9 protein-coding genes are annotated in these 13,410 nt (G+C 36.5%); 5 read left to right on the top strand and 4 right to left on the bottom strand.

Annotated features, from left to right (window positions below):
- Window positions 1-3 precede the first annotated feature (3 nt).
- Window positions 4-882, top strand: a complete 879-nt coding sequence (locus I5168_RS02725) for a pirin family protein (protein ID WP_105018153.1) — start codon at window positions 4-6, stop codon at window positions 880-882.
- 104 nt (window positions 883-986) lie between these two features.
- Here I5168_RS02725 and metG read toward each other — a convergent pair whose 3' ends face one another.
- The 3 genes from metG to I5168_RS02710 form a co-directional block, all read right to left on the bottom strand.
- Window positions 987-3,038, bottom strand: coding sequence for a methionine--tRNA ligase (gene metG, locus I5168_RS02720; RefSeq protein WP_431472359.1), 2,052 nt, complete (start codon window positions 3,036-3,038; stop codon window positions 987-989).
- A 178-nt stretch (window positions 3,039-3,216) separates the two neighbouring features.
- Window positions 3,217-4,821 (bottom strand): DUF1501 domain-containing protein, encoded by a 1,605-nt coding sequence (locus I5168_RS02715; RefSeq protein ID WP_338349881.1) that lies wholly within the window; start codon window positions 4,819-4,821, stop codon window positions 3,217-3,219.
- A gap of 8 nt (window positions 4,822-4,829) precedes the next feature.
- Window positions 4,830-6,284 (bottom strand): DUF1800 domain-containing protein, encoded by a 1,455-nt coding sequence (locus I5168_RS02710; protein WP_431472358.1) that lies wholly within the window; start codon window positions 6,282-6,284, stop codon window positions 4,830-4,832.
- Between the two features lie 98 nt (window positions 6,285-6,382).
- On the opposite strand from I5168_RS02710, the gene I5168_RS02705 reads away from it, so the two are divergent.
- Window positions 6,383-7,282: a S66 peptidase family protein gene (locus I5168_RS02705; RefSeq protein WP_431472357.1), complete on the top strand. Its 900-nt coding sequence runs from the start codon at window positions 6,383-6,385 to the stop codon at window positions 7,280-7,282.
- A 1-nt stretch (window position 7,283) separates the two neighbouring features.
- Window positions 7,284-7,652 (top strand): YraN family protein, encoded by a 369-nt coding sequence (locus tag I5168_RS02700; protein ID WP_431472356.1) that lies wholly within the window; start codon window positions 7,284-7,286, stop codon window positions 7,650-7,652.
- A gap of 61 nt (window positions 7,653-7,713) precedes the next feature.
- Here I5168_RS02700 and I5168_RS02695 read toward each other — a convergent pair whose 3' ends face one another.
- A complete protein-coding gene (locus I5168_RS02695) occupies window positions 7,714-8,808 on the bottom strand; it encodes an endonuclease (RefSeq protein ID WP_042276278.1) in 1,095 nt (364 codons plus the stop codon).
- 122 nt (window positions 8,809-8,930) lie between these two features.
- Between I5168_RS02695 and I5168_RS02690 the strand changes: the two genes are divergently transcribed.
- Window positions 8,931-11,771, top strand: coding sequence for a carboxypeptidase regulatory-like domain-containing protein (locus I5168_RS02690; RefSeq protein WP_105018159.1), 2,841 nt, complete (start codon window positions 8,931-8,933; stop codon window positions 11,769-11,771).
- A gap of 34 nt (window positions 11,772-11,805) precedes the next feature.
- Window positions 11,806-13,221 carry a DUF5689 domain-containing protein gene (locus tag I5168_RS02685; RefSeq protein WP_431472355.1) on the top strand — a complete coding sequence of 472 codons (1,416 nt, stop codon included), beginning with the start codon at window positions 11,806-11,808 and terminating at the stop codon, window positions 13,219-13,221.
- Window positions 13,222-13,410: the final 189 nt, after the last annotated feature.

Here is a 13,410-nt window from a genome sequence, read left to right as displayed (position 1 = left end):
CCCATGTCAAATACTGATTTAATTATTGAGGAGCGCAGTCGCGATATAGGTGACTTTCTAGTAGGTAGGTTGATTCCTTTTAGGAAAAAGCGCATGGTAGGCCCATTTATATTTATCGATCACATGGGACCAACAAAACTAGGTCCAGATAAGTATATGGATGTTGATCAACATCCTCACATAGGGTTATCCACTCTTACCTATTTAATGGAAGGTTCGATAATGCATGAAGACTCTCTAGGAACCAGACAGCTCATTGAACCAGGTTCTGTTAATTGGATGGTATCAGGAAGTGGTTGCTCTCACACAGAACGTACACCAGATCAATTAAGGCAAGATAGAGTTGAGTTTACCATGCATGGTTATCAAATATGGGTGGCCTTGCCCAAGGAACTTGAAAATACGCTACCAGAATTTCATCACATCGATGCTAATGAGTTACCTAATTGGGAAGATGGCGCTGCAAAATTCACACTTGTAGCTGGAACTGGTTATGGTAAAACATCACCTGTTCCCGTACATTCTCCTTTATTCATGATTGATATTAAAACCACAGCCGATTATGATTTGTGTATTGCTGATAATTTAAAAGGAGAGGTAGGTGTTACCATAGTTGAAGGTGGTGTGATCGGTTGTGATAAAGCCGTAAGTGCAGGAAACATGCTGGTAAGTAAAACAGAAAACGTGTGCAACCTTACCATCAAAGCCAACAGCCATATATTACTTTTTGGTGGAGAACCATTTCCAGAACAACGTTTTATACACTGGAATTTTGTGAGTAGTTCAAAGGATAAGATTGAAGAAGCAAAGCAAGCGTGGCGTAACAAAACATTTCCTATGATGGATAATGACGATAGTTATGTACCATTGCCTAGATCATAGAAAATTCTTGATTCCAGCGAACTAAAATAAAACCTTAGGTTCATTAAATAAAAAAGCAGCTGTACAGCTGCTTTTTTATTTATAAGAAGGATTACTTAGTATGTTTATGCTATGGTAGCGCCATTTACAACAGCGTCATCTGGATTAACAAAAACCAGTTTACCATCAGGATCTTCGGCTAGTAAAATCATCCCTTGAGATTCTACACCACGTAATTTTCTAGGCGCAAGATTGGCAAGCACGGTAACTTTACGTCCTATTAATTCTTCTGCTGTAAAGTGTTGTGCTATCCCAGACACTATAGTACGTTTATCAATACCAGTGTCTACGGTCATTACCATTAATTTGTCCGTTTTAGGCATCTTTTCGGCAGTTAGAATTTCTCCTACTCGCAGATCCATTTTCATGAAGTCATCGTAATTTGTCTCTTCTTTTTGTGGCATTAGTTTAGGATTTGATTGTGCGTTTTCTTTTTTAGTTGCTTCAAGCTTATCTAACTGTTGTTGAACTTGTTCATCCTCAATACGTGAGAATAACAATTGAGTTTTATTAATTTGATGATTAGAAGGAAGTAAAATGTCCTTAGTCGCTATGTCGTTCCATGATAAATCCTCTGCTTTTAAATTAAGCATGTTATCTAATTTAACTGCCGTGTGAGGTAAAAAGGGTTTACTTAATACTGATAAAGCTGTGGCGATTTGTAACCCAACAAACATGATTGTTTGCACTCGATCAGGATCTGTTTTTATAAGTTTCCATGGTTCTTCATCAGCGAGGTATTTATTTCCTAATCTGGCTAGATTTAGTAATTCTGTTGCGCTTTCGCGATAGCGGAATTTTTCAATACTCTCCTCTATAATAGAAGGGAATTTCTTTAATTCTTCCAGGGTTTGTAGGTCGTAACTAGTATAATCATTGGGCTGCGGTACTATTCCATCGTAGTACTTATGCGTGAGCACGAGTGCGCGATTAATAAAGTTACCGAGGACAGCTACTAGTTCGTTATTATTACGTGCTTGAAAATCTTTCCAAGTAAAATTATTGTCTTTTGTTTCTGGGGCATTTGCAGTAAGTACATATCTTAATACATCTTGTTGCCCTGGGAAATCCTCTAGATATTCATGTAGCCATACAGCCCAGTTGCGCGAGGTTGAAATTTTATCGTCTTCTAGATTCAAAAATTCATTTGCAGGGACATTTTCTGGTAGGATGAATTCGCCGTGTGCCTTCAACATGGCAGGGAATATAATACAGTGAAATACGATATTATCCTTACCGATAAAGTGATACAGTTTGGTGTTTTTGTCCTTCCAGTAATTCTCCCAATTTTTACCTGTACGATCTGCCCATTCTTTTGTAGCACTTATATAACCTATAGGAGCGTCAAACCAAACGTAAAGTACTTTACCATCACCACCTTCTACAGGTACAGGAATACCCCAGTCTAGGTCACGAGTTACAGCGCGTGGTTTAAGACCGTCATTTATCCAGCTTTTCACCTGTCCTAGAACATTGGTTTTCCAGTCTTCAGCGTGGTCTTTAACAATCCATTGTTCTAAAAAATCACTGTATTGATCAAGTGGTAAAAACCAGTGTTTTGTTTCTTTAAGTTGTGGTTTATTCCCAGTAATTGCACTACGTGGATCGATTAAGTCTGTTGCATTGTGACTTGTCCCACATTTTTCACATTGATCACCATACGATTCTGGATTACCACATTTTGGGCAAGTACCTACAACAAATCGATCTGCCAGAAATTCATCAGCCTCTTCATCGTATAGTTGTTCAGTAACCTGTTCAATGAATTTACCTTCTTTATACAATTTCTCAAAAAAGTCGCTTGCTGTTTTATGATGGATAGGTGCGCTGGTTCTACTGTAATTGTCAAATGAAATACCAAAATCATTAAAACTATCACCTATAATCTTGTGATATCGATCTACTATTTCTTGTGGTGTAACACCTTCCTTTTTAGCACGTATTGTAATAGGTACTCCATGTTCATCACTACCGCAAATAAATGCTACATCTTCACCTTTTAAACGTTTATAACGGGCATAGATATCTGCTGGCACATACACTCCAGCTAGGTGTCCTATGTGAACCGGTCCGTTTGTGTAAGGTAATGCTGCCGTTATTGTTACTCTATTACTCATGCATGTAAAATTAAGAGTACAAAGTTACAGGTTACTACTAGTGTTTTAAAGCATTTATAAAATATTTTATAGGCCTGTAATAGTTGTAATTTTTAGTTCGCTTTTGCGAAAGCGATCACTGCACAAGCAATCTTAAGCACTTTCTTGAGCTCAGGATAACTTAATTCAAATAACCCGTTTACTTCATAAGGAACTGACTAGATAATTGATCCTGACCGGCTTGAATTTTATAAATATAAATACCTTCTTGAAGCCTTGTGTTTAGGGTGTTTTTAATGTTAAATTCGTGTGTACCAGGCATTAAATATCCCGAAGAAATTTGACCTATCTCCTTACCTAGCATATCGTAGATACGAATGTCACATTTACGACCTGATTGTAAGGTTAGGTGTAAAATATTTTCAGTGCCAGAGTGGTAGACTAAATGTTTGATGTCTTGGATTGAACTATCATCAAAACTTAAAGTTGTGCAATTAAAACCAAGATTTAAGGTATTATAATTCCCATTGAGCATGGCTTGATCGATGGTTGATTGAGGTATACATAACCAATCTTGCAGTACGGTTTTATAAACATCTCTAAAATCTATATTATGGATCATATTACCTGCAGCGTCTAATTGCGTAAGGCTAGGGTGGTTTCCTACAAACCCATTACCGTTTAATCCTGGTCCAAAAAGCATCATGGGTGCAGCAGCTCCATGATCCGTACCATTAGAGCCATTTTCTTCTACTCTACGACCAAATTCTGAAATAGTCATCGCGAGTACTTCGTCCTGATTTCCATAAGCTGCTAGATCGGTGTAAAAAGCATCTATGGCATCACTTAATTTTTGCATACGATCTGCATGTGTTGCCGCTTGACTAGCATGCGTGTCGTATCCATCGAGAGTTACCATGTAAACCTTAGTACCTAAATTTCCTTTTATTAATCGAGCAACAATGGCTAGTTGATCGGCTATAGTGTTGTTGTTATACGATGCTTGTGTAGTACTTGCTTGGTAAGCACTGTGAATGACACCAGCATATTGAAAAGTGGTGTTTGTAGTCGTTCTTAAAAAACTCAGTTGGTCTCCATAAGTACATGGTGGGACATTAAGTACATCATGCTGCCATCCATTTTGTGCGAGATTATACAATTGTTGAGGATCGGCAACTGAAAAGGCGTAGTTGGTTTGTTGTCCGTCAAATATTAAGTTACCTAAACTACCTATTTGAATGGCAGGTGGCACTGCTGGCGGATTGAGTATAAAGTTAGGATACTCATTTTCAAATAATCTCCCTAGCCAGCCGGTTTCTTCATTGGTAGTTTCTACTGCGCTTGCCCAAATATCTGAAGATCTAAAATGAGATAAGTCTTGATTATTATAACCTACACCTTGAACAACTTTCATTTCTCCATTTCCCCATCTAGATTGCAGGCTGCTCATGAATGATGGTAACCCGAGATTGGAATTAAGATTGTACAGCGTATTTTGAGGTAATGAAATACTAGGTCTACGACTAGCATAGGTTCCATAGTCGTATATAGGGACGATAGTGTTTAGGCCATCGTTTCCACCTTTAAGTCTAATGAGTACTAAAATTCGGTCATTGGTACTTGTAGTAAGTGCTGCTGTTATGGGTGAGGCCATGGCACTACTTATCTGGCTGCCGCCTAAAGTAAATGCTCCTGCACCTGCTAGTCCTAAAGCTTGTATAAAAGTTCTACGATTCCATGCTTCATGTTCGTCATGATGAGCTTGTGATTTAGGATCTTGATAGTTGTTATTATTTTGACACATGACGCTTCTTATTTAAGTTGGAATTCTGGCATTCTAAATATGTGTTGAATGAGCAAAAGAGTTTGCCATGGAGCGCTGCCCCATTGTAAATTCCATTGTCCTGATGTGAAGTAATTCTCTGGAACATCTCCTTTAAACACTTGTGTTGCAAGGGTGTAATCTGTATTTGTATGCAATGATTGAGGAACAAACCTATCCACAATATCACGTGCGATAATTGCAGGGTCGGTATTTGAGGTGGCGATATCTAGGGCTAGATTGCGATAATGTTCTGGATCGTCATTCCATACTTGCCACATAATATACTCTAATCCTTGCCAGCGACCTGTTAAGCTAGTGCTATTGATCCATTCTTGATCTCCTTGCCATCCAGCAACATCGACAGGATTAAAAAGCTCTTGGCTTAATGCGGCACTTACGTAATGTACGATTGATAATTGTTGATCTGTTATCGTAAAATTCGCTTCTTTGATAAAGGTTAAAAAGCAATCTATAGGAGATTTAATAACGACACCTATAGCATCTTGAGCAAAAAAATGTTCACTTTTAAATAATTGTCTGAGAACGGGAAGTATTTCCCAGTTATTTGATCTAAAGGTAAGTGCGAGAGTATCAATAATAGATTGTGCAGGTAGTTCTGGGCTTACGAAATAACGATATAATTTTTTAATGATGAAATCTGAAATTTCATTTGCCCTTACAGCAAATAAATGATCAATTAGAGTATCGTGATTAAAATTACTCGATACTCCAAAGATTGTTTTGGACTGATTATCAAATCCTGCTGGTAAAAAGTTAATGGGAGCACCTAGCTCTGTATAACTATTATATCCAGTGAGCGCTCTTGCAGCTTCAACAATATCTTGCTGGGTGTAGTTATTGTTTTCTCCTAAAGTAAACAGTTCAAAAAGTTCTCTGGCATAATTCTCATTAGGATTACCTTGATAATTTAGAACTCCATTGAGGAATACAAGCATGGATTCATTTTTTCCTATGGCTTTGGTAAGTGATTTAAAATTCCCTAAACAATGAGTTTGTAGCAAATTGTAATATTGAAATAACCAACTGGGCGCATTATAATCCTCTACACGGGTAACAAAATGATTATGCCAGAACATGGTCATTCGTGCCTTCAATCCAAGATTCAGATTGTCATTCATAGTTTGAGTCCACCATTGTTGTATTTGGGTTACTCTTTCATTATTGTAATCCGTATAATCACTTTGACTCCAATAACCCCAATTAGGAGCTGGAGTGTTATTGTAGGCCAGCGCATCGGTGATAAGACCTTCAATAAATACGTCTGGTAAAACAGACAATGCATTGTTTTCTTGAATGTGATCTATTCCATAACCTAACCTCCGTACAGCGTGCCTAACCCTATTAATATTCCATGGTTTTGAACCGCTAGGTACATAAGTATTAAGAGTATCTGTATTACAAGAAGTAAGTGTGGCCGTCATGTCAACGTGGTTTAAAAGGGTAAGTTAAAAATTTATAACTTAGTTCTATGACTTTTATTACTCATAAAAGTTTAAAAATCGATTAAAAACCAATTGTATTGAGTTGTAAACCAGTAAATTACTTAGAGAAAGGAGATCTTGTTTATATACTATGCACAGCAAGAAGTGCACAAAAAGATTCTTTGCAACCTGCTATCAAAGCACTGGAACAGCAAGGATTGTCTGTTATATGTGGCGATACCATTGGAAAAATAGAGCATCAACAAGGAGGATCCATCCAACAACGAGTAGATGATTTCAATAATGCATTAAGCAATCCAGATGTAAAAGCAATTTGGATTGCACGCGGTGGCTATGGTACTATTCAAATTCTTGATTTGATAGATTTTGATGTCCTTTTAAAGTATCCTAAATGGATAATCGGTTATTCGGACATCACATTAATTCATTCAAAAATTATTAATCTAGGTCTTGAAAGTATTCATGCTTTAATGCCTATGGAGTGGACCAATAAATCACCAGCTAATCAGTCTAGTTTCATAGAGGTTCTTTTTAACCCAGTTGTTAAGATGATGGTACCAAATGATAAAGGTATCAAACCACAGGAAATTCAGGGAACTCTCATAGGTGGTAATTTGTCTATCTTATACAGTTTACTAGGAAGTGATGATTTCCCAAAAACACATAATTCCATCTTGTTTATAGAAGAAATAGATGAGTATTTGTATCATTTTGAGCGTATGTTGTATTCATTGCACAGAGCTGGTGTGTTATCGCAATTAAAGGCGATAGTAGTTGGTGGATTAACCAGTATGAATGATCACGACATTCCCTTTGGTAAAACAGCTATACAAATTATTGAAGAACGTACTGCACAATATTCATATCCTGTCATTTACAACATTCCAGCTGGACATGTCGAGAATAATCAAAGCTTGATAATGGGAAGAATTATAAATATCTCGATTGAAGAATCTCATATTACATTAACTCAATAGGATGGCGCAACACAATGAATTAGGGAAACAAGGAGAGAACATGGCGGTAGCTCATCTTGAAAAATTGGGTTATGAAATTCTGGCTACCAACTTTGTCTATCAAAAAAATGAGATTGACATTATAGCTCGATTAAACGATGTTATATCCATTGTAGAGGTTAAAACCAGAAGTACACCAGACTTTGGTGATCCTAAGGATTTTTTAAAACCTAGTCAAATTAAAAGGATAGTAGCAGCAGCTCATCATTTTGTAGAAGAAATCCTAGAGCCACAAGAAGATGTAGAAGTGCGTTTTGATATTATGAGTATAATAAAAAATAAAGCAGGAACTCGTATGGAATTCATAACAGATGCTTTCTATCACTTTTAATGAAAACAAAAAAATCCGTAAGTAGAGCCTACGGATTTTTAAAATATTAGATTAGTAAAAACTATCCTTTTTGACTTGCTGTTTTAGCTTCAATTTCTTTTACTAAATAAATGTAAACAGGAAAGTGGTCACTGTAACCACCGGTAAAATCACCATCAGAAAAACTTCTTTTAGGGTAACCTTTATAACGTCCAGTCTTATTGGTCATAAAACTAGGATTAAAAATATTAGCTTGATAATACATGTATCCATCTTGTTTTGCCTCACTTAATAAAGGATATGTAAACATTATTTGGTCAAAAACGTTACCTGCGTCTCTATAAGCTAATGTATTATAACCATCTTTTAACATTTGAATATACGGGTTGTAAATCATTTGTGGTTTAACATCTTCACGATCCTTTTGAGCGTTTAATGTAACCTTTACACTTTCATTTGTAGGGTCATCATTTAAGTCACCCATGGTAATGATTTTTGCCATTGAATTAATACTATGAATTGAATCCATGATTTTTTTATTCAATGCAGCAGCAGCAACACGGTTGGGTCTACTTTTTTGTTCACCACCACGACGTGATGGCCAGTGGTTTACAATAAATGTAATCTCATCTCCATCTAGTTTTCCTGTCACAACAGTTTGGTCACGAGTGTATATTCTTCTTCCGCTTGATTTATCAAAAATCAAAAGCTCTTTTGATTCTGCATTGGTTACTGTAAAATCAGCTTTTTTATACAACATTGCAGTGTCAATCCCACGACGATCTGGTGAATCAAAATGTACAATGCCATAGTCAAATTCCTTGAGTAAAGGATGGTTGACAAGATCTTCAAGAACTCGGCGATTTTCAATTTCACAAACTCCTAGAATGGTTGGAGCTGTTTGAGCTTTATCGGCACCTATTTTTCTAATAACTCGCGCCATACTAGTAAGCTTTTTCTTATAAACTTCTGCGCGTCTACCTTCAGCCATTTCCATTATTGGACTAGCCTCATCATTAATAGTAGTGTCGTCTTCGGCGTCAAATAGGTTTTCTAAATTGTAAAAAGCAACAGTTTTAACTTTGTACTGTTTTGCTTGTGTAGTCTGGGCTTGTAGTGAGTTCGCTTTCGCGAAAGCAAAAATACATAAAGCACCTAGAAATAATTTTTTGAACATTTTTTCTTTCAAATATTATGTTATTGTAAAATATCTAGTCAAAATCGGTGCCAAAGGTACATAACTGATAATAAAGACGTAGTTTTGCGCCGATTTAATAACGAAATGTTAATATTAACCTTATGATTACTAGCTTAAGAAAAGCACTTTTCGGGTTTTTAATTTTGTTTACTTCTTTAATCCAAGCGCAAGAACTAATTAAAGGACGCGTGATTGATGAAGTTACAGAAGAGCCCATTCCTAGTGCTATTATTACCGTTAAAGGTCTGGACTTCAAGGCCACTTCTAATGCAGATGGATACTTTGTTATAGAAGGAGCAATCCCAGTAGGAGACCAAACGGTTCAAGTAGTTCGCACAGGATACTACGCCCTTTCACTACCTGTAGTGATTTCTTTACAAAATCCTGTTGATTTAGATCCTTTGTACATGACACCAGATAATTCACTAGAGGTGCAGTCACAAGGTATTATTTCTTTAACTGAGAATGATCTTGCCGATGATGAAAATGCGGCAAACAACGTATCTGGTCTATTGATGAGTGCTAGAGATCAATTCTTGAGAGCTGCAGCATTTGATTTTAGTGCAACTTTCTTCAGACCGCGTGGTTTAAATAGTGAGGACGGTAAAGTTCTTATTAATGGTATTGAAATGAATAAGCAATTCTCTGGTCGTCCACAATGGAGTAACTGGGGTGGACTTAATGATATCATGAGAAACCAGGTGTTTACTATGGGGCTAAGTGCTGCTGATGAGACCTTTGGTGGTTATGGTGGTGTTCAAAGTATAAATATGAGAGCGTCGCAACAGCGTCCAGGATCTCAAATATCTTATGCATCAAGTAATCGTAGTTACCAACATCGTTTAATGGCTAGTTATAGATCTGGCTTAATGAATAACGGTTGGGCTTATGCAATTAATGCTTCAAGACGTGCTGGTGAAGAAGGTTTTACTGATGGAACACCTTACGATGCAAATTCTTTAGGTATTTCTGTTGAAAAGAAGTTTAATGATAAACACAGCTTAAACTTCACAGGTATGTATACTCCAAATAGAAGAGGTAGACGTACTGCTATTACTCAAGAAATTCGTGATTTAAAAGGAATTACTTACAATCCATTTTGGGGTGAATTAAACAATGATGAGCGCAACTCTAGAATTCGTGAGATAGAAGAGCCAATACTAATGCTTAACCACTATTGGGATGTAAACCCTAAACTTAGAGTTAATACCAATGTGGCATATCAATTTGGTAAAATAGGTAACACTAGAATTGATAATGGAGGAACTACGCAAGAAACAATTGGTGGTCAAAATGTATATGTAGGTGGTGCAAGAAATCCTAATCCGGATTATTATCAAAACTTACCTTCTTACTTTTTAAGAAATGGGTCTGATCCGATTGATTTTCAATATGCTTATCTAGCAGAACAAGCCTTTATCAATGACGGTCAGTTAGACTGGAACAGTCTTTATGAAGCTAATAGAGTTCTTGCTGATCAAGGCAGAAACGCACTTTATGTTTTACAAGAAGATAGAATTGACGACAAATTATTCTCTGCAAACACTATAATTACTGCCGATATCACAGATAATATCCTATTTAACGGAGGAATTCGTTACCGAACTTTAAATAGTGACAACTATGCTAGAATTGACGATTTATTAGGAGGAACTGGTTATCTAGATGTAGACTTTTTTGCGGAAGAGTCGGTAGATGTAAACCTTGATGTTCTTGCTCAATCAGATGTAAGAAACCCGAATAGAATCGTTGGGCTAGGTGATCGTTATAAGTACAGTTATGAAATTGATAGTGATGTGATATCATCATTTGCACAAGCACAATTTAAAACGGCAAAGGTTGATTTCTTCCTTTCTGGATCTGTGTCACAAACCTCATACCAACGTAATGGTAAATTTGAAAACGGAAACTTCCAAGGTGATCGTTCATTTGGTAAAAGTGATAAAGTTGACTTTACCGATTTTGGTGTAAAAGGTGGTGCTACTTATAAGATCAATGGACAAAACTTCTTAGATTTTCACGCAGCTTATATGACGCAAGCTCCTTACATAAGAACAGTTTTTTCAAATGCAAGACAAAACAACGACATTGTTGATGGTATAGAATCGCAGCGTTCTTACAGCGCAGATTTGAGCTATGTATTGAGTACTCCAAATGTAAAAGCACGTTTAACTGCCTACTATACCAAGTTTATGGATGGTAGCGATGTAGGTTTTTACTTTACAGAGGATCTTACTGGTTTACCGCTAGATGATGGTAGTGCTTTTGTTCAAGAAGTAATGACTAATATAGACCGTAGAAATATGGGTCTTGAAATGGGTCTTGAAGTTCAAGCAACTCCAACGATTAAATTAAAAGCTGCTGCAGCACTAGGACAAAATGTATTTACTAATAATCCAGACTTATATTTAACTAGTGATGATTTTGACGGTCAACTTAGATTTGGTGATGGTACTGCAAAGCTAGACGGATATCATGTAGCTGGTGGACCAGAAACTGCTTTACAAATAGGTTTTGAATATCGTGATCCTGATTACTGGAACATTGGTCTAACTACGAATTACTTTGCAAATGGTTATATCGATGTTAACGCATTACGCAGAAGTGATAATTTTATCTTAGATTATGACGGTCAGGTATTTAATGATTATGATCAAGATCTGGCTAATGAATTACTTGCTCAAGAACAATTTGAAGATTATGTGCTTGTAAATGTAATTGGTGGTAAATCATGGAAGATTGGAGACAAGTTTGTTGGATTCTTTGCTACTATTAATAATGTATTTGATAGAGAATACAAAACAGGTGGTTTTGAACAAGCACGTAACTCTAACTTTAGATCGGTAAGGGATGACCAAAACAATCCTCAAGAAGTTTTTGCTCCTAGATATTTCTTTGGAAATGGAACAACTTATTACTTAAACGTATATTTAAGATTCTAATAAAGCAATGATGAAATTTTTAAATAAAGCAACAATGAAACACATTAATAAAATTTTTGCACTAGCAGCTATCATGGCTGTTGCATTCTCGTGTGTAGAAGACGATGAATATGAAGTGCCAGATACAAGATTAGTAGATATTGAAGATCCTAGTAATATTGTTACAATAGGTAACATAGTATCACAAATTGACCAGTCACAAAACGGTACAGTAACATTTGATACTCCAGGTGAATTCATGGAAGGTTATGTAATTTCAAGTGACGAAGCAGGAAACTTTTTTGAAGAGATAGTTATCCAGGATGCTCCTGAAAACCCAACAGTTGGTATAAAAGTTCTTATAGATAACAGTCCTTTATTTACAACCTATGAATTTGGTCGTAGAATTTTTGTAAAATTAGATGGATTGACTGCTGGTATTTCTAATGGTGTTCCTGTTATTGGAATAGCTGGTAGTGGTACTAACATCGAGAAGATCGCACCTTCACAACAAGAAGATTTCATTTTGAGAGATGACATCGTTGCAGAAATTGTTCCTACAGTTGTAACTCCTAGCGACTTTGCTACTGATAAACTTAATACGTACATCGTTTTAGATGGTGCACAGTTCTCTGACGAGGATGTGGCTAATAATCGTTCATTTGCTGCCGAGGCAACTGATCAGTTTGATGGACTAAGATTTCTTCAATCTTGTACCGACTTTTTTGCACCTGCAGTACGCCTAGAAACTAGTACTTTTTCAGATTTTAAAGCTGCAAGTGTACCAGGTGGAAGCGGTAGTGTAACTGCTATTCTTTCTAGAGATTTTGAAGATGACAATTTTGTAATCGTGGTAAACGGTCCTGCAGACTTTGATTTTGATCCTAATGTACGTTGTGATTTTGACGTAGTATCATGTGGATTAGTAGGTGCCGCTGGTGCAACAACAATTCTTTCAGAGAATTTTGAGACACAATCAACAGGTCAAATAGCACAGCCAGCTGGGTGGACTAACTTCATTGAAGCTGGTACTGAAACTTGGGAAGTTTATAGCGCAGGAGGAACTAATGCTTCATTAGGTAATAGTGTAAGAGTAGGTTCTTTCCGTTCAAACGATACAAGTACTATCTCGTGGTTAATTACTCCACAAATTGATTTTGATGCTCAAACTGGTGAAGTTTTTGATTTTGAAACGTCTAATAGCTTCGCTGATGGTTCAGAAATGCAAGTACTTTACAGTGCAGACTGGGATGGAACAACTGCTGGAATAACTACAGCAACTTGGGAAGCTCTTGCTGATCCTACAATTGTGGAAGACAGTGAATTCTTCGGTAACTGGGTTCCTTCAGGATTTGCTAGCCTAGACTGTTTAACGGGTAATGGTTATATCGCATTTAAGTACGAGGGATCAGGTGATGCTGGTTTTGATGGAACTTACGAATTAGATAACATTAGAATTACAAGCAACTAATAATTGCCTAAATCATAGTATAAAAGTCCTTTAAGCTTCTTGCTTAAAGGACTTTTTTGTATTTATAAATTCAAGTAAGTTCTTATTATTTGTAGGAAAATAAGGCCTAATAATTACTCTCTTTTTTTAGTTGGTATTTAGTTTGTACATATTACTTTTGCGCCGTCTCAAGGGGTGCTGGTATTACTG

This window comes from Nonlabens sp. SCSIO 43208, from assembly GCF_050703575.1.
GTDB lineage: Bacteria > Bacteroidota > Bacteroidia > Flavobacteriales > Flavobacteriaceae > Nonlabens > Nonlabens tegetincola.
This window is presented reverse-complemented; position numbering and strand designations above follow the sequence as displayed.